This is a genomic window from Halorubrum cibi (assembly GCF_900182635.1).
Lineage (GTDB): Archaea > Halobacteriota > Halobacteria > Halobacteriales > Haloferacaceae > Halorubrum > Halorubrum cibi.
This window is the reverse complement of record NZ_FXTD01000012.1, coordinates 18,012-36,820: the sequence shown is the minus strand read 5'-3', so window position 1 is coordinate 36,820 and position 18,809 is coordinate 18,012. Positions and strand designations below refer to the sequence as shown.

Genomic DNA, 18,809 nt, shown 5'->3' with positions numbered 1-18,809 from the left:
ATTGATGGAACTGGATCGACGAATCCGAGTAACTCCCCTGCAAGCGGGAGAGGTCCTCACTCTTCTCTCAATCCCGCTTATCCTTGCTGTCATCTACTATTTGACCCCGATATCGTTCCAGAATCACCTGGTCCTTGATCACACGAATCCGGCGCTCCACACGTTCTGGACGAACTCGCTGGTCCACGAACACAAACCCGGTGACGGCCACCTCATAGGGAACATCGTAGGTTATACAATTCTGGTCCTCCCGTGCTGGGCACTCTACATCCATAGGAACCAGAGACGGAGATTCTGGACCGGATTCCTGATACTGCTAACTCTCGGCGCACTTGCCGCTAGTATCAGCAGTTATCTGGCGTTCCACGAAGTCCTCGGTCTACAAATCCAGAATGATCGCGGGTTCTCAGGTGTTGTCGGTGCAGTAGACGGGTTCCTAGTGATGACGATTCTCCAGACATTTGCCCAAGAGCAGGAGGAAAAAGTCGCAATGCTGTCCGTAGGACTCTACTTCGCCTACCTGTTCATGGGCCTTGGAGCTCTAACCTCCCGATACATTATCCTCGGATTTGGAGTGCTAGCCCTGATAGCAGTGTTTGCAGGAACCCGGACAAAGTATGTGTCCCACCCCGAGCAGCTCTCCGATTGGGGGTATAAGAATCGTCGTCTAAGCGGGATTCTAGTTATCGCTGCGCTCGTGAGTACGTTCGCCTTCGCTGCAGCATTGCCCACTGAGATCACCAGCTCGTCAGGCGGTCTGAAGAACATCGTCGCCCATGGTGCCGGAATCCTATTTGGGATGACTGTTGAGGTCTTTCTCCGACGGATCAACTAGCCGGACTCTAGTCTGCTTTTTCTGAACTCGAGCCTCTCCTAACCCCTCTGACTCACCCCCACGGATCCACCGTTAGAATTCACGAAACATGGCAAAATATGGACTAAGATGGGAAATTATAGGAGGACATTAATAATAATGGAGTGTCAAGGGATGTGGTACGATGCAACTGGCCAAAGTGAATTCGGGGCACTGGAAAGACTCGCACGAGGAAGGGTTCAAGCGACGGTACGAGTTCGCGAACTACCTGACTGACAACGACATGGCGGCGATCTCGTTCATCGATGATGACCCCTTCAACGCCGGGATTCTCGACCCAGAGGCCGAGGTCATCGAGAACATCACCAAGGACGAACTTACAGAGGCGTACGTTGAGGCCGGTAAAAACGAGGGAACGGCTCAGAACTACGCCGAACAGATCCTGCGGTTCCGCGACGTCCCGGTTGGAACTCCCATCTGGCTGTACGTCGGCCGCAACATGGTGTACAGCCTTGGGAAAGTCACCGGCGAGTACGAGATGAACTGGGACAGCGACTGCATGGACGAGTTCGGCTACCCCCACCACCGGGAAGTCAAATGGGCGGAGACCCCGCGCAGGTTCAACAGGAAGCACTTCCTACCGGAGGACCTGCAGAACTGGCTGGCAATGCGCCAATCCGTCCGGACGTACGAGGTCGAACCAGGAACTGATGTCCAGAAGTTCCTTCAGCTGGCCTACGGTGTCGGCGAGTCCATGTCCGGACTCAGCGAGATTGAACTGCAGACAGCGCTCTACTAAACTCCTCTACCAGCGTTCAGATATCCTCGTGCCAGCTTTCGATAGCCTCAATGTCCTGTTCCAAGTTCGGGGTTCGATAATCCACCAAATTCCGGTCCAGTTTGAGTGTAGTGAGTGCAGTCATGATTGGTCTGACTCGATCATCGATTAGTTGGCTGTACTTACCGATAATTCCCAAATCAACCGTCAAACGAGGTAGCAACAGAACCAGCCCTTCACTTTCCAGATACGTTGAAGACTCTCCCGGTCGGACCCGGATGTATGTGTGGCCGAAACTCGCTCTTCATCGACCAGGCTGACCTCGAGGCTCGCTTCGACGCCGAGGTCGCCGCAGACGGCGGGTACACACCCCGATACAACATCGCGCCTGGCGTGGACCTCTTCATCATCACGACGAGGCTTCCGACGAGATCGACGCCTACCACTGGGGGCTGATTCCGTTCTGGGCGGACGAACCCGAGGAGGGCATCATTAACGCTCGATCCGAGACTGCCGACGAGAAACGCGTCTTCGAGCGGGTGTGGAAATCACGTCCCTGCCTCGTCCCCTCGTCAGGGTTCTACGAATGGAAATCGCCGAACGGCGGGTCGAAGCAGCCCTACCGGATTTACCGGGAGGACGACCCCGCATTCGCGATGGCCGGGCTCTGGGACGTCTGGGAGGGCGATGACGAGACGATCTCGTGCGTCACGATTCTCACGACGGAGCCGAACGACCTGATGAACTCAATCCACGACCGGATGCCGGTCGTCCTCCCGCAGGACGTGGAATCTGACTGGCTCGCCGCAGACCCCGACACCCGCAAGGAACTGTGCCAGCCGTATCCGAAGGACGATCTGGACATCTACGAGATTTCGACGCGAGTCAACAACCCCGGCAACGACGATCCTCAGGTCATCGAGCCGCTAGACCATGAGCAATCGGGCCTCGGCGAGTTCAGTTCCTGATCGGTGGCGGGGTTACGGTCACTGCATCGGCGACGCCGCTGCCGAATCGACGAGGGAGTACTCTCGATCCCGACTCGTCCCCTCCGCCTCGAGGAGGTTGTACTGGTCCATCTTCGAGAGGTACGTGCGGATAGTCCGCTTCGTCCGTGGATCATCGACCTCCTCGGAATATCGCTCGTGGATTTCGCTCGGCCCGACCGGGCCGTGCTCGCGAACGATGTCGTAGACGACGCGCTGGTGCGGCGTGAGCGAGTCGAGGCTCTTCTGCTTGATCTGGGCTCGAGCATCCTCGGCGGCGTCCAGGAGAATGTCGTCGGTGATGCGCTCGTGGTTCTCGCGATCGGCCTTGCCGGCGGCCGTTCGAAGGATGCCGATTGCGAGGCGGGCGTCGCCGGCGGCCGCGTCGGCGATCCGGTAGAGCTGGTCGTCGGTGATGACGTCCTCGTCGAGCCCCCACTTCGCCCGCGCACTCAGAATGTCGTACAGCTGCTCGTCGTGGTACTTGTCCATCCGGACGTGCTCGCTGGAGCGCAGGCGGCTCACGAGGCGGTCGTCGACGCGGCTGAACAGCTCCTCTTCCTTGTTCGCGATGCAGATGATCGCGAACTGCGGGAGGCTGTGGAGGTCGTAGATGACGCTGGGGTCTTCGAGCTGATCGACCTCGTCGAGGATGACGACGGTTCGCGGGCCGTCATGCTGCTGGAGGCGATCGACGAGTTCGTCGTGCGGCGTCGACTGTCGGTGGATGTCGATGGTCGCGCCGAGGTCGTCGAGGATCTGGTAGAGCGTGCGGAACCGGGTGTAGTTGCGCCAGCAGTTGACGTAGGTCGTCTCGACGTCGAGGACCTCTTCCCGGAGCCGTTCCGTGACGAATTTCGAGATGCAGGTCTTGCCAGCGCCGCTGGGTCCGGTGACGATGGCCGTGTCGGCGGGTTCGCCGTTCGTGATTGGCTTGAGGACGCTGGAGAGGTGGTTGACCTCGGCGTCGCGATGCTCAACTTCTCGAGGGACGAACCCGGCGCGGAGAACGCGAGCATCGCGGATCATTATGCCAATCTCTATTGGTTCAGTATACAAAACTGTACTCGGGTCGTTTCCGGAAACACTAATTCTATCTCAGTCATGCGATTTTCCGGAAATGTAGATGGATCCCTATGCCTCGTGCCACGCAGCTTGATCCTCATTCAGCTCGTACCTCGATCTAGCGTATCCACGCCGAGTTAGAACGTATCCATTCATTCGACGATCTCTCTGATTTCTTCACCCAATCCTTCTCAACGAGCGTATGAAGATTCGGACAGAGCCACGTATCTCTGTTTGATAGTAGCCTACGTCGTCGAACTACCGTGGGACGATGTATGACGCACCTGCACGCTCTCTGTGTGTGGACAATCAAATAATATAATATCGCCGACTGCAACGGTAGAATTACTACCGGGGCTCCTACTTCCGATGCAATTCTCTCACTCATTTGAGCAAGCGGTTTGGGATACCGACGGGTTCCAGGGTAGAGAATTTGCATCGCTGGAGGTAGCCGTCGATACGAATGAGACCACACTGTTGTTGGAAACTGAACGCAAGGCCTCTGATAAGTCTCTGATGGAGGCTACAACAATCCAAGTAGAGCTACTAGACACTTCTGAGCTTGACGAGTTGAGCGAAATCCTTTGTGACTGGTGTGTCGCAGAGGATCGCTCGATGCGCGAATTTGAAACGTCTTTTGTCGACGGAGAATTCACCACAGAGGGTGAAAAGCACGAAATCTCCCGGTTACAGTTCGAAATATCTGAAGAGGGTCTGTTGGTCATTCCGTTAAAAGGCGATACGGAAGTGGGTGAGTCGCTCATCCCCTCCTCGAAGAAAGCGACCGACCAGCCGGGAAACGCGTCTCATGAACACTTGCACGAGCTGGATTTCCTCTTGCATATGGCGATCCGTTGTAGTGAATATCCAACAGAGACTCGTCGTGCCCTCGACCACATGGGTGAATTCACCGGGCCTCTCCATCACCGGCTAAGCTCGAAGTGTATCGACCAGTACTATGCTGGTAACTATGGTGACGCGGTTGGCCAAGCGGGTCAAGGGCTTGAAAAAGAAATACGAGCACGATTTAATGCTGATCCGAGCAAAAAGTTTGAGAATCTACTTGGAGAGTTATTCAGTGGTGACGACCCCCAATTGTTCGCCTCGAAAGATAGCCAGAAGCAGGACAAGGTGAGAGATATGTTCCAGAGTACTAATGGCGCACTTAGAAATCCTTTCACTCATAATGATCCTGAAGCGGTAGATCATAACTATCTGAAGCCGTTCTCGAAACGATATGCTCGCGATGTCCTATTTTTCTATGATTTCTTGTACCTGCTGGTTGAGCAGATGGATACCTCAGAGGACTGACGGTCGAACGACTGTCGTAGCCTGTGTGTCCAAAAGATACGCGATCAGATCGCTAAATGAGCTGACTGCTGGTCCTTCCAGAACCACTCCAAGTTCTAGATAGCGGTCAAATCCATAATCTGTCAAATTGGCACTGCCGACGTAGACATAAGACTCATCTGAGAGAAGCACCTTCGCGTGAAAAGTGAATGAGGGTGCACTCCCATCTTGAACTTGCTCGTCGGCGGGGACAGTCTCATCCCAGACGGTGTAATCCACAAACTGGATGTCCTCGGTCGGGATAGCATCACTCTCTAATGTTTCACACAAGTCAGCAAGAACCGAGTAGTTGTATGATGCCTCATCCGTAAGATATCGCGTAACGATTGTCACTTCGACGCCCCGTTGGAGTGCATTCTTCAGCGGGAGATGTAGTCGCTCGATACCGTCCGCTTCAAGAAACGGCGAGAGCAGCACAATTTCCTCTTCTGCTTGCTTGATCAGCCTGGTTAAGCTCGGCATCAGGTGACTCATCCCAAACTGCTGCGGCGATGTACCTCGAAACGCCGGATCTTCTGGAAGGGTTATCACGGGAGTCACATCAGTTGTTGGTGGGGCTCGCGACTGGTGTAATTCCAGCGTCGATGCGGCTTGGCGAATCACGGTAAATAGCTCTCGCGTTTGGCGTGACTGGACGGTATAGGAATCCCCCGCCTGTAATCGCTGAATGGCATCGGCACGATTCAACTGACGTACCAAGTCCGTGCCTTGCGATGCTGACAGCCCCGCTGCAGTCGCGATATCCCCGCTCGAGATTGTTTGGTCAGCGCCGGCTGCTTGGAGTAACACCCCCTCGATGGTATCAAACTCGTCAGTCAATTCGATGATCGCCAATGCGGCCTGTAACCGTTGGTTGTCGTCTGGAATCATCACAGCATTTCAGCAAGTTCCCAGAATCCAGGCCGTTCATCACCAGCGTGGCGGTGGTTCCCATAGAGATATTGGCGCCCCAGAATTTGATTGAAATACGAACAGCTGATTTCACTCACGTGAAGGCACGACAGACAGGCGCCCCCACGACGCGAGCAGACGGGGTCATATACACAGTCGTTTCCGACTGTTTTCGCCTGTGTGATGAGCGTATCGAGCTGTTGTTCTACCATTGTCGTGATCCCACCGATGTTGAAGTCATTCCGATTATTTGCATAGATCACGAACGACAGTGCGCGTGGGAACAGATACTCACTCAAATTCGTCCTGTCGAAGCCGCTAATTGTTGAGGCCTGCTTGAGGAACACGTGACTCATCGTATGCATGAGCGTGAACACTGTTTCAGTAATATCACCCGCTAGGGAGTCCTCTGTTTCTGTGTTGAACCGCCCGAATCCATCGACTTCGGTCAGGTGATTCAGAATGAACGCCCGCTGGACCTCTTCATCCATTTCGTCGATCTCACTTTTCGCACGCTCAACAGCCCCTGGTGAGGACACGTCTACTTTGGGGAGCGTCACATCGCCGGCGACAGCGGTCGGGTCATTCGTCTCCGGATGGGTAGCAGCGATCCACAGGAGAATGTGCGCAGGGTCAATTTCGAACTGAACGGCCTCACTTTCGGCTGTATCGACAAAAATCGGTCTGTTATCGGCATCGCTGTTATTTGTCGTAAATGGCCGAATCTGGGCATCCTGACGACTACCCCGAGTATAGCCATAGACGAACGTCTGAATGGGGAAGTCTTCGATGACTCTGACATCATTAATTCCGGCGTTGGCCAAGATGCTTGGGTATGTTCCGATCCGATCGGCTTTTGTGGTGAAGCCACGCTCTCGGGCGGTCGCTTCTAATTCATCTAATGATCGACTAGTAAGTTCTTGCTTCGAAAGGGAGTATTGGAGCAACTCATCACCAGCATCTTCCAGCTGGTTATCTTCGTCACCCTGATCTTCTTCTGCCAGCTCCTCCAAGTCCAATATCTCATCAAGTCGTCTGTTGAGCGTCGTGCTTGTCAGCTCACCCGTATTTCGGAGATGATCGCGGGCTTCGGCCATCGTACTTACGCTGTCTTCTGAAACGATAACGTGTGCCAACTCTTCTTCGGAGATCTCGTCTGGTTCAGTCTCGGCATTTAGGTCGATATCACCAACTGGGACCTCATCATCAGCGACTAACCCGAGATATGCGGCGATTCCTTTCCGGAGGCCCTGTTTAGTGCTTCGGAGTTGTCCAAGTCCTGCCGAACGGAGATTGACGGTGGTCAGATAATGGGGATAGTAGACACTACTTGCTCGGTGGACCGTGGTGTACATACCGCCGTTGGCGTCGTCTTCGTCATCGCTGGCATGCTCTTCCTCGTAGTCACAGTCGCAGGTTTGTAGGTATTTGACCGGAATATTCCATCCACAGATCGCACATTCCCACTTGAATTTCCCAGCCTTCTGGCTACCCTGTGTGTTGAGTTTGATGTAGTCTCCTCCGTGTTCGTTGTTACAGCTGGGAACATTCAGGCCTTTAATCTCGCCACACCTGTGGACACTGACGAATTGATACTGGCGAAGCTCGCCATCACATCCGCCACGCTCACAGGTGAGATCAGAATTTTTCGTCTCAAGATCGTCGATATCGTAGTACTGATGGGCTCGATCGCATCGCTGGCAGCGGAACGTGAGCGGGAACAGATCAGCACGAACGTCATCGGGGCGGCCGAAATGATAGCGTTCCGGGTCAAATGTGCTAAAGCCCATCTGGCCGCCGTCCCAGTTTCTGACCCGGTATTTGATTTTATTGAGGATATATCCCCGGTCGATCTCGCCACCGATACTATCGGTTTCGAGATAGCTAGTCCGCCAGATCCCCCGGCCATCGCTGTAGTCAAAGGTGTTCCCGGGAAGGAACTGGAACATTACTTGCGTGCGGCTTCTTTCCATTGCCATGTTAGCGCCTCCTGTCTAAGGTGTCGAATACGTCTTTTGAACGGTACGTCGATTGGATACGCAGTTTTTTGTCGATGTCACGCAGACTCGTCATGACAGAGTTACCGAGCCGGTTGCTTGTCCACTTTTCATCATCGTTGAGCTGGATATCGTCGATCGCCTCTTTGGTAAGCGCCTCTGCAGTATCGGCGAACTCCTCAGGGACTGCGTCCCCACCGTACATTCGGTGAATGGCGTCAGAAAGTTCAGACTCGTCGTCTAAATTCTGGACGAACTGCCGAGCGTTGCTTCCGAAGAACAGTCGGTCTGCGTCGTCTTCGTACATATAGTGGTTCAACAACAATCCCATAAACAGTCCCGGATGCGTGCGCTGGATGCTGTTTTTCGCCCATCGGTTGATCGGCACCGGCTCGACAAGGCGGTCCAAGAACTGGTGGTACTTCTCGAAGAAGTGGTAGTGGCTCTGGTCTCGTTCCCGGATGGGGTGGAAGACATTGAATATCAGACCGGGATGGGTTCGACCTGCGCGTGAACTCGACTGAATGTACTCTGATGTGTCCCGGGGCATCCCGAAGAAGATCATCATGTTGAATCGGTCAATGTCGACCCCGTGACTGATCATACTCGTGGCGGTGATTGAGTTGAGGCGGCTCGCCAAGAGGTAGGCCAATCCTTGGCCGACTTCATCGGGCGCCCTCTCTAAGGCGTCGTGATAGACGCTGGTTGGCTGGTCGTCATGCAGACATCCATCGATAATGTCCCGAAGCTCGATGAGCACGTCTTTGTTCTCCTCATCAACAATGTCCTGGTCGATGAGACTGCTGACAATCTCTTGATCGCGTCCCGAGTGCCACGGGTTTTCGAGTTTGTCCAACCGCTCTTGGACTTCATCGAATTGGGTGCCGCCCGTCATCCGATCGGGGTTCAGCTCCGGTCGGTCAAGCTTGTGGAAGTAGTCCGCCAGCTGCAGTCTGATACTTTGGTCGAGTCTGTCCCCATCTTTCTTGGCAAGCAGATACGTCAGACTGGTGGTGTAGTCCCCTAGCATATCGAGCAACTCCGGGACTGACTCAACATCCAGTGGTCCCTCTGCAGCGTTTGAGTCCGGGATTAGAATGTCTCCGTCGAGGAGCTTATCGGGCTCCTCAACTGCTGTGACGAGCAAGTCTTGAATTGCTTTGTGATAGTAAAAAAGCAGGTCAATAATCGCGTTGATGTGTGTTTTCCCGTGAGGGGTAATTCCGATGTACTGCCGCTGTAACTCCGGTGACTCCTCCGCATAGAAGCTTCCTCTCAGATATGGCCCCGGTGCTGGGAAGCGCTCAGCTTCTCGGACGAACAGATGATACACTTGGTCGTCGTAGGAGGTGATTGTCGCCGTCGGAGCAATGATCTTGGTTTGCCCCGCATCAGCCATCTCTTGGAGCTCATGGATACCGGTCTCATAGTGAGCGTCGAAGCTCCCCATCGACTCATTGAGTAAGTGAAGCTCGTCAGGGACTTCTAGAGATGGTGCCGGGTCGTATGGCTCGACTGGTGTCGCGTAGTCTTCGAATTCATCCCTTGGGATCTCGCAGCCGTACTTTTCAGTACACTCTCCTAAGCTGGCGAATCCATGGTACGGGCATTCGTATTCCATCTCCCCCGAGATGAGATGTGCCATCTTTCGCTGATACCCCACTGCAGTGACCTTGTCAATGGTTCCTGCAAGGATGGTCGGCGCATATCGATACAGCTCATTGTCCACAATGTGGACCGGAAGCTCGGCCGGGTGATAGGGCGTCTCGGGGTCGATATCCCGCTGTTGCCACGCACACTGTAGCTCACCACCGGTACACATGTGTGCGAGCCGGTGCTCCTCCTCGATGACTTCCATCCGTGTTTCTGACCCACACACGGGACATGTAGGTAGGACTTTGAGATCTTCCCGACGCTTGTCATCGCGGGCCAGCTCGGCTGCCTTGTTACTGCGATAGCCAGTTAGCTGATTCGGGGTGTTCCGTTTACCCACCATGAACCCGACGCTGAATGCATGTGCTGGTGATGACGCAATCGCTGACTCCTCACGCCGGGTGAGATCGGCGTACATCATCGTTTCTGCCATGCGCTGTAGCTGTTGCATCGACAGGAGTCGTAGTGGGAATCGCGTCCAAGCAGTTACTCCAAAGTCTTTGCCTCTGAAGCGATCGAAGAACGCACTCCAAACAGCAACACCGAGGAACGCCTCTGTTTTCCCACCACCAGTGGGGAACCATAGCACGTCAACGACATCTAAGGCATCCTCAACATCGTTCTCGTCGTGTGGTCCCGGAGCTGAATCAGCACGCCACGTCGCCTCCGTGAATTCGTCGTATTCCCGACTGGCGACGTCCGGGAGGAGCATCACGATGAACACTAACTGGAACAGTCGCCAGCTGTCGAACGACCCACGATGCATTTCACGCATCGTTTTATTCATCAACTCGAATGCCCGGCCTGCTGTGTCGGGATATTCTTCAAGACATTCGATGCCGCGCTTGAAACGAGCCATTTCTCGGCGAAAGGCGTCACGATCTTCTTGGAAGTCTGCTTCATCAGTGCCGCCCCGCCCGTTGACCGATTGGTCCCAATCGTCTTGTTTTTGATACTCCTTGTGTGCCTCCTCATAGGTTTCCGAATCATACGCCTGCATCTGCTTGTGGATGTCTTTGAGCAGCTGTAAGCCCCCGCCTTCTAAGTCGGACAGTGCTTCGAACGTTGGCTTTGGGCCGCGCGTCGCTGAATCGTAGGACAGCTGCTGATGCTCAGGAATCGCAGTTGTCCGGAGATGATTCGTCCGGGGGTCCTCCCGTGGCGTGCGTGTTCCTGGAGGGTCCCCGTCAACGACTGTATCGATCTCCGGTGCAATAATCGTGCAATTGCGACCGTGACCCCACAGATCGCGGTTATAGCGGAAATCCTCGGGAAGTGGGTCAAATGTGAATGGGACGAATTCCCCAACGCCGTCGATCTTGAGTTCGAGATTCGCTTCGAAGAGCGTCGGGTCTCGCGTAGTATTGCGATTGTCCTCCTTGAGGATCTCTGCAGTGTTCGCAAACTCAACATCGAGATGTAGGCCGCTCGACTCCTCGATAACTGTGAGGTTGAGATCGGCTTCCCACTCTGGGAACCCGATTGGACCAGTCCGCTCGTCAAGGTATGTCTGATATTGCTCTTCAGATTCCATCGCCCACCCGGGCATTCCGTCGTCGTCCTCAACATCGATATAGAGGTCCAAGTCACTGGCCCGGGCATCCGCTTTCGCTTGTGCGAAGGCAGCCTCAAATTTCGAATCGATCTCATCCTGTACTGTAGGCGGCACTGTCTCGAATCCGCCGTTTAGCAGCTTGCCGGGGATCTCGATTGGTCCGATATCCAATTCGAGTCGTTCGAACACAGGAAGGAGATCCTCTGTTTCAGATGAGTCCTCTTCAGAATCGGCTAGTGAAATGAACTGGTCACGGTCGGTCAGCTCGTCATATGTGGGATTGACACGGACCCAGACACTTGCTTCTGGTCGGATCTTAACTGTTGTTTCGTGAGTGACGTTGTCCAGTTTGACGCTGGCACCGAGCGCACTGGGTTTCATTTTCGACTGCAGATCGTCGTCGAAGTCGTCAAATTGATCTGCAGACTCCGCTGCTAACGTCCCGGCGAAGAAGCGATCACGTGGGAAGTCAGTGTGTACCCGGCCCCCATTTGCCCCGGTGATCTCATCTAAGACAGTTTGGCGAAGGTGCTGCGCAATTCTCCCGCGGTCGCCATACTCAATAGACGAGAAGTCAGGTGGATTTCCACCCATCCGGTTATGCTGGCTCATCGATAGCTGGTTTGACCGTGTCGACGCTGTGTCATAGCTTTTTGCCTCCCTCTCTGAATTTCAAGTTAGAATCGACCATCAGGATTAGTTTAAGCCATCAACGACTACTGCGATGCTGACCAGCTTTGGTTCTTCGCAAGCAACTACTTGCTTCGTTTCGAGTTGAGCAAGGACTTGCTCACGCTCGGAGTTGATATCTTCTAACTGTCTACGGCGCTTATTGATGAGTGCAGACATATCTTTATCATCTTGTTTGTCTTGCTCTTGATACGATTCTAAATCGGCGTTCAAACGCTCCTCACGAGCGTCGAAATATGCCTTGGTGTTCTCAATTCGCGTCTCAGTTGCTTTTTCACGATCCTCTGCTATTGTAGCTCGAAGTTCCTCGCCTCGACTTTGAGCAACTGCCACGGCCGTATTCTGTAGCTTTTCGTGTTTATTAATGACTGAGTTGACAGGTTCGGAACTCTTCGCTTGCTCAGGTGGCAGGCCACCAGTAAACTCTGGTAGGTCATGGAGTTCGCCATCCAATGTAATGTAGGTCTGGAAGAGCTCTTCTGCAACGACGTCCCCAACCCCATCGATACATTCCAAACGGAATGTGAAGAAAATTCCTGGTGTGGGCTCATCTGTGGCGGCTGTTTTCACAGTGGTTAGTCCTCCAGCCCGTTCTTCGTCGCTACAGAACGCAAGCAGTGCTTCTACTAACTCATGCTCAATGGACATAAACTCTGATTTCGGGTTCTCGACCGCGGTTTCACGATCAAATGTTACCTGCTCATACACCGCGTCGACACTGTTCCCTTGGAGGATTTTCGGGGGCTCAACATGGAACAAAACAGGCTCCCCCGTTCCCGTCTCTTTCCGAAGAGTTCCACCAAATTCGGCGAAGAACTGTCGAAGTAGCTGACGGACTTCATCACCAAGAACCGTGTTCTCTTCGCTTCGAGCGATAAGTTCCCTGATTTTCTTAGTTTCGGCTTCATCTGACTCGTGTTCAGCGGCAGTCAGCTGCTCTTGTGCCGCTGTAACATCTGCTTGATTGGCGGTGATATGCTGCTCAACCTCCTCAATCACGTCATCCACCTCTTTGTGTGAGGCGACAGCAGTCATAATCTCATCTTCGAGGTTGAAATCATCCAGTACTAACCCGAGGACATCAGAGCTCAATCCGAGTTGAGACTCGATTTCATCGATCTTCTCAAGAAGTCGCTCCAAAATTTCGCTCTCACGAGTCTCGTCGACGAACAAATTGTGAATCTTTACGGTCTCATCTTGTCCGTAGCGGTGTAATCGACCGATTCGCTGGTCAATACGATTTGGATTCCAAGGGAGATCGTAGTTGACCATAATGTGTGCAAATTGAAGGTTCAACCCCTCTCGTGCCGCGTCAGTCGCCAACATCAGGTTCGCCTCTTCCTCGAAGCGTTCGACTTGCTTTCGCCGCTGGGACTGACCGAGATCCCCGTAAATCTCTGCGGTTCGATAGGAGCTGAATACCTCATCACGAAGGTATTCCAGCGTGTCGGTATATTCTGTGAAAATCAGGATTTTCTCGTCAGGATCAGATTCCAAAATTCCATTAACAAATTTTTGAAGTTTCTGTGCTTTTGAATCAACTCTGACCTGTCTTGCTTGGTCACGGAGTTCTTCGAGAATTTCAAGCTCTTGCTCCAGCTCTTCGGGATTGTCAGTAAACGAGACCTGTTCTAATTCACGTTCAACCTGTTCACGAGCTTGGTCAGTAAGCATCTCGGGGTCTCGTCTGTATTTCGGGAGCAGTTGTTGGACAAGCTTGGACAGTTTTCCATCGGCACCCCCACCACTCAACGCTTGAATGCGATTTTCTATCGATTTCCGAATCGCGTAGACAGACGAGACCAACCGCTTCTGGTATACCGCCATCGCGAATCCTGCGACGTTGGAATCTGACGAACTCCCGCGGTTGAAGTGCTCCGATATATACTCCGTAACATCCTCATAGAGGGCTTGCTCGGCCTGTGTGAAGGTGACTGGGAGCGTCCTGATCTCTTTCTCCGGGAACATTCGACTCCCGTCCTCGCGCGTCATGTTAGACTTCAGCCGTCGGATCATCAGGTCCCGTAATCCATCGGGAGTAATGTGATCTTCATCCTCGAAGCGGTATGGGTCGAGTAGTTTGAGCATGAAGTAGAACTGGTCACGTTTCCCGTTGTGTGGCGTCCCAGTAAGGAATAGAAGACCATCAGAATGTCTGCTAACAACCTCTCCGAGGCGATATCGTTGTGTTTTCTCGATACCAGCCTGCCCCTCACGTCGGGCAGTCAGGTGATGGGATTCGTCAAACACAGCGATATCCCACTCTTGAGAAAGGTTCCCGAGTGCATCTCGAATATCGGCTTGCTTTGCAAAGTCGACAGATGTGATGATACGATCCTCTTGCATCCACGCATTCTGCGAGGGATGTGCGTTCTGTTGGGTCTCAACAAATTCACGGTCATAGATTACGAACTCTTGGCCGAATTTCTCGCGGAGCTCCTCTTGCCATTGTTGCTGGAGCGGCGCCGGGGTGACAATGAGAACGCGGTCGGCACGATCTCGAGCAGCCAACTCCTCAATGACCATCGCTGCCTCGATAGTCTTCCCGAGCCCTACCTCGTCGGCAATCAAATACCGGTGATCGTACGATGAGAGAATTTCATGGACTGCCTTCACTTGGTACGGTTCAATTTTGATCCGATTGTGGGGAAGTGCGATGAAGTGATCGTAACTTCGGTTCGCAGAAAGCTCAAGGGCTGTCTGTCTAAGATCGTAGCGTCGTGGATCTGCAAATTCGCCCTTCGCCAGCAGTCCTTCTGAAGACTCAATGACTGTGATGTGGGGGAGCCCAGCTGGCAGTTTCTTTAGCTCGCCGTCAGCCGACAGGATGTGCAAGATACCGCCATCTGCTTGGTCGCCTTCGATTTTGATGATTTCTCCAGTCCCGTTGCCAAAGTCAACGCGATCACCGATGGTGAAATCACTCATACAGCTGCGTTTCGTGTGAATAACGCCAGATGATGGTGAATCTTCATAATTCGTGCGTCGGATATATGTGGAGGTAGGACCTGCTCGGTCATTCTGTCTATGTACCGCTCGCAGTGTTAGACTGTAATACTGCTATCCGGTTGATGTGAGTTAGAACCACAAGGTGACGTATATAACTTTTCACAGCATCTAATTGTGTCTTCCAACACTTGGCCAGCCAACGATTTCCTTCAGTCCCCCGCAACTGCTAGCCGTCGTCGAGGTGAGCTACGTAGGTTTATATGAGATGGACTAATACCAGGTCATAATGTCACGAGGGATGGCACATACGGGGATAGCCGAGGCAGCGGCGACCGCTGCCGATGCCCCGGCATCTGAGTACGCAGCTCACCGAAAGCTGCTGATGCGCCATTCCGAAGCTCTTGCCAAAGCACTGCTAGCAGATGGTGCGACCACACACCGCCAGTTACCGGTTGGGTGTCCGACTGCGACCGACATTGCACTTGCAAAAAAGCGCACAACGGATAATGAAAAATATGACTGTGCGCTTGCCACTATCGACGCGACATCGGGCCAGCTTGCACATTCGGATCAAGACGGCTCGTGCTGCTGTGGCGATCCGTTGAGTGGTCACGGTAACCCGCTGAACAGCGTCGCTGCAACCGTCCTTGCGGGCCCCTGTGATGGATGTTTGCCACGATATTTCCAGCATGATTATCGCCGGCGTATCGCCACGCTCACCGCTGACAGGACTTGGGAAGAAATTGCTGAGTGGACACCGACCGAACTCAAGCAGTATCTAGACGAACGGACAGACCACAGAGTCGCGATAGAACGGGCACAGCAGCTCCTCGATGCACTTGACATCCTCAGCGAACACCGCTACGTAGACGGCGTTTCACTAACTGACCTCCCAACCACGAGCTACGACCACCTTGTTGCATTTCTCACCGAACTGCCGAATATCGATAAACACGATGCATGGTGGTTGCTACTGACAGCCTTTGATAAACCAGTCTGGCCGACTGATCCGGCCCTTACAGATGGGGCAGTCGCGCTCGGGCTGCTTGCACCAAGCGCTCGTGACCCCGAGCAGGCGCACCGTCCACGCATCGAGGATGATATTACAGATCGTCTCCTCCTACCCCTCCACAGAGGACTCGCAACCATTTTGCAAATGCGTGGCTCCGACATATCGGAGCTGACCACTGAGGTACGGAAGTTCTTCCTGTCGTATCGGATGCAGAAGCAGGCACGCCCTATAGAGGCAGCTAACAAGAGTGTCATCGTTGACCTTTTCGCTGGTGCCGGTGGCCTTTCACTGGGTTTTGAGACCACCGGATTTCAGGTGGCCTTGGCGGTCGACCACAACGAGGCTGCGACCGATACGTATCGACTGAACCATCCGGAGATTCCTCACGAGCGTGTGCTGACAACGGATATCGAGGAGGCTGTAAGCTCAGACGCCTTCTCTAAAATAGCTGCCAGCGGTGATGTAGATGTGGTTGTAGGCGGCCCGCCCTGCCAAGCCTTATCGATTGCGGGCTACCGATCACGTCGGGCTGATGATGACAGCTACAGCGTGATCGATGATCACCGCACGACGTTGTACGAACAGTACATCGCGGCAATTCAACGATTGGATCCTGAGTTCATCGTGATGGAAAACGTCATGGGAATCGTGAATCGGCTTGAAGAGACCGACCATCGGATTATCGAGGATGTCATCGCGGAGTTGGACGATGCCGGCTATCACGCCGATTACCGCGAACTGGACTGTTCAGAATATGGAATTCCACAGAAACGCGACCGTGTTATTGTTATTGGTCGCCGGAAGGCCGATAGCGCTGTTCCTGAGGCGGATGTTGCTGGCGCGTTCGATCGGCTTGACGACTACCAAACCGATGACCCGCCGAACCTCCGTGATGCGCTGTCAGGGCTTGTCCAGATCCGTCGTGGAAGGGGTGGCCAAGTGACGGTCGGTCGCACCAGTGGTCGTCGGAGTGACTTTGTGACGGACCACAAGTTAGGTTCAGACACCTCGATAGTGTTTAATCACCAAGCTCGTCGGCATCCGAAGCCGAAAGACCGAGAGTTGTTTGAGACGGCAATGTCGCCCGGAGATACCAGCTGGGATATCGTCCATTCGACGGAGTACGGCCACCTCATTGACTACGATGTCGGGACAGAGGATGAGCCTCGATTCGGTGATAAGTACCGTATGCTTCGCTGGGATGACCCCGCTCCAACGGTGGTGGCACACCTCGCAAAAGACAGTAACAACTTCATCATCCCGGATTACTACGATCACGTCAGTGTAAACTCTGAAAAGGCAGATTCGCGACGGAATCGTGGTGTGACACCCCGGGAAGCGGCTAGGATTCAGACGTTCCCCGATGATTACGTGTTTTTGGGAGCATTTACGAGTTGGTTCCGTCAAATCGGGAACGCGGTGCCACCATTGCTGGGTCATCACGTTGCAACTGCCGTCGCAGATACCCTGGCCACTAGCACTAGTGACTCTGTTGAGGCTGTGGGCAGCTCGGTACAAGCTGCTGTGTCTGACGACGATTAGAAGAGGTCTCCGGCGGATGCCGTCGTCTCTGTGGGCAATCTGGTAGGATATCGAACTTTCAATACTACATTTCCGAATATATTTGCCTGAGGACGGCAATCCGTTGGCAGTGACGACTAATTCACCCACTGCCATCGACCTCTTTTGTGGTGGCGGCGGGATCTCTCTCGGTCTGCAAGCGGCTGGATTCGATGTGTTGTGGGCCGCGGATTCAGATGCGGACGCGGTTACAACCTACCGGACGAATCTCGGTGATACAACTGAGACTGTCGAGCAAGCGGACCTCTCAGAAACGGGTCCCGAATCGGTGCTTCCCACGGTTGATCCGGGTGAGCTCGACCTCGTTGCAGGTGGGCCTCCGTGTCCGACGTTTTCGATGATGGGCCGGAGTAAGCTTCAGTCGGTGGATGGGCGATCCGTTGCGAGTGACGAACGGCACAGTCTCTATCAGGACTTCATTCGCTTCGTCGATCATTTCCAACCGACCGCTGTGGCGATGGAAAACGTCCCAGGGATGCTATCAGCAAAAACTGCTGACGGGGAACAGGCGGCGCAGGCCATACGGCGAGAATTTGCAGTGATCGGCTATGAGGTCGACGTGTTTGAAGTCGATGCAGCTGATTATGGTGTGCCTCAACATCGGAATCGCGTCTTCTTCATTGGCACCCAATCAGGGGCGAGAGATCTGGATTTGGATACGTGGCGCACGCACCGCGAGCCCGAATCCGATTCAGAGAGTATGATGCGGGTTCGACAGGAGCCCGATGCGTTTAGTCCCTCTGACCAAGCGACGCTTGCGACCTTTGGTGACGAAGAAGCAGCTGAGGATCGTGATGACGAGTCGGCCCTATCACAGCCATCCTATAGGCAGCCGTACGTCACGGTTGCGGATGCAATCCTTGACCTCCCTCCGCTGTCGCCGAAAGGGGAGAAGCCACCTGTGAAGGCTGATGAGTATACGATTCCAGCAGTTTCTCCGTACCAAGAATGGGCTCGGGACTTGGATACTGATGACGACAGCGAACCGACACCACTCACGAATCACGAGGCTCGTGAGCACAATCTGCTGGATTTGACGATCTACAAACTACTTGGTGAGGGCGTCGGCTGGAATATTGGTGATGTGAGTACGGACTTACAACCCTACCGTGGAGATGTGTTCTTGGATAAATACAAGAAGCAACATCCGAGAAAGCCCGCCTCAACGATCCTCGCGCATATTCACAAAGACGGCCATATGTTCATCCACCCGCGAGAGGCGCGGTCGTTGTCTGTACGCGAGGCGGCTCGCCTCCAAGGGTTCAAAGATTCGTTTGAATTCCCGGTGAGTCGGACCCAAGCGTATAAGATCGTCGGGAATGCTGTGCCACCATTACTGATGGAAACCATTGCGAGGGCGATTCGAGCCGAATTGCTCTCATCGGAGTAGCAGGCTTCAGCTGTAGCTCGGAGAAGGAGCCAGCGTCTGGTGATGACGAAGAATTATTACACCCCCAGCAATGGGTATGAGCATACCCTATGGCTCAT

General features: G+C 53.8%; 10 protein-coding genes and 1 pseudogene. 6 read left to right on the top strand and 5 right to left on the bottom strand.

The window, feature by feature from the left end; translation table 11 throughout:
• The first annotated feature begins 4 nt into the window (after positions 1–4).
• From FN829_RS14100 to FN829_RS14090, 3 genes and pseudogenes are all read left to right on the top strand, one after another.
• Positions 5–835, top strand: a complete 831-nt coding sequence (locus FN829_RS14100) for a hypothetical protein (protein ID WP_142987598.1) — start codon at positions 5–7, stop codon at positions 833–835.
• A 163-nt stretch (positions 836–998) separates the two neighbouring features.
• Positions 999–1,613, top strand: a complete 615-nt coding sequence (locus FN829_RS14095; RefSeq protein ID WP_142987597.1) for a hypothetical protein — start codon at positions 999–1,001, stop codon at positions 1,611–1,613.
• A 261-nt stretch (positions 1,614–1,874) separates the two neighbouring features.
• Positions 1,875–2,560, top strand: a pseudogene (locus tag FN829_RS14090) (SOS response-associated peptidase).
• 18 nt (positions 2,561–2,578) lie between these two features.
• Here the strand turns inward: FN829_RS14090 and FN829_RS14085 are convergent.
• On the bottom strand, positions 2,579–3,607 hold the full coding sequence (locus FN829_RS14085) for a Cdc6/Cdc18 family protein (protein ID WP_142987596.1): 1,029 nt from the start codon (positions 3,605–3,607) through the stop codon (positions 2,579–2,581).
• A gap of 405 nt (positions 3,608–4,012) precedes the next feature.
• Between FN829_RS14085 and FN829_RS14080 the strand changes: the two genes are divergently transcribed.
• Complete coding sequence (locus FN829_RS14080) at positions 4,013–4,954, top strand: TIGR02391 family protein (protein WP_142987595.1); 942 nt, start codon at positions 4,013–4,015, stop codon at positions 4,952–4,954.
• On the opposite strand, the gene FN829_RS16075 is transcribed toward FN829_RS14080, so the two are convergent.
• The 4 genes from FN829_RS16075 to FN829_RS14060 form a co-directional block, all read right to left on the bottom strand.
• Positions 4,943–5,863 carry a phospholipase D family protein gene (locus FN829_RS16075; RefSeq protein ID WP_221929846.1) on the bottom strand — a complete coding sequence of 307 codons (921 nt, stop codon included), beginning with the start codon at positions 5,861–5,863 and terminating at the stop codon, positions 4,943–4,945. The genes FN829_RS14080 and FN829_RS16075 overlap by 12 nt on opposite strands.
• Positions 5,863–7,863 (bottom strand): hypothetical protein, encoded by a 2,001-nt coding sequence (locus FN829_RS14070; RefSeq protein WP_221929845.1) that lies wholly within the window; start codon positions 7,861–7,863, stop codon positions 5,863–5,865. The genes FN829_RS16075 and FN829_RS14070 overlap by 1 nt, the downstream gene beginning before the upstream one ends.
• Position 7,864: 1 nt before the next feature.
• The gene (locus FN829_RS14065; protein WP_246066544.1) at positions 7,865–11,701 is read right to left on the bottom strand and encodes a helicase-related protein; all 3,837 of its coding nucleotides are present in this window, start codon (positions 11,699–11,701) and stop codon (positions 7,865–7,867) included.
• An 84-nt stretch (positions 11,702–11,785) separates the two neighbouring features.
• Positions 11,786–14,707, bottom strand: a complete 2,922-nt coding sequence (locus tag FN829_RS14060; protein WP_142987594.1) for a DEAD/DEAH box helicase — start codon at positions 14,705–14,707, stop codon at positions 11,786–11,788.
• Positions 14,708–15,014: 307 nt separating this feature from the next.
• Here FN829_RS14060 and FN829_RS14055 point away from each other — a divergent pair, with 307 nt between their 5' ends.
• Complete coding sequence (locus tag FN829_RS14055; protein WP_142987593.1) at positions 15,015–17,282, top strand: DNA cytosine methyltransferase; 2,268 nt, start codon at positions 15,015–15,017, stop codon at positions 17,280–17,282.
• Between the two features lie 109 nt (positions 17,283–17,391).
• Positions 17,392–18,711 (top strand): DNA cytosine methyltransferase, encoded by a 1,320-nt coding sequence (locus FN829_RS14050; RefSeq protein WP_142987592.1) that lies wholly within the window; start codon positions 17,392–17,394, stop codon positions 18,709–18,711.
• Positions 18,712–18,809 lie beyond the last annotated feature (98 nt).

Coding starts and splice junctions, on each gene's coding strand:
- FN829_RS14060 (WP_142987594.1), bottom strand. CDS start 14,707: ATGAGTGATTTCACCATCGGTGATCGCGTTGACTTTGGCAACGGGACT.
- FN829_RS14085 (WP_142987596.1), bottom strand. CDS start 3,607: ATGATCCGCGATGCTCGCGTTCTCCGCGCCGGGTTCGTCCCTCGAGAA.
- FN829_RS14095 (WP_142987597.1), top strand. CDS start 999: ATGCAACTGGCCAAAGTGAATTCGGGGCACTGGAAAGACTCGCACGAG.
- FN829_RS14070 (WP_221929845.1), bottom strand. CDS start 7,863: ATGGCAATGGAAAGAAGCCGCACGCAAGTAATGTTCCAGTTCCTTCCC.
- FN829_RS14065 (WP_246066544.1), bottom strand. CDS start 11,701: ATGAGCCAGCATAACCGGATGGGTGGAAATCCACCTGACTTCTCGTCT.
- FN829_RS16075 (WP_221929846.1), bottom strand. CDS start 5,863: ATGATTCCAGACGACAACCAACGGTTACAGGCCGCATTGGCGATCATC.
- FN829_RS14100 (WP_142987598.1), top strand. CDS start 5: ATGGAACTGGATCGACGAATCCGAGTAACTCCCCTGCAAGCGGGAGAG.
- FN829_RS14055 (WP_142987593.1), top strand. CDS start 15,015: ATGTCACGAGGGATGGCACATACGGGGATAGCCGAGGCAGCGGCGACC.
- FN829_RS14080 (WP_142987595.1), top strand. CDS start 4,013: ATGCAATTCTCTCACTCATTTGAGCAAGCGGTTTGGGATACCGACGGG.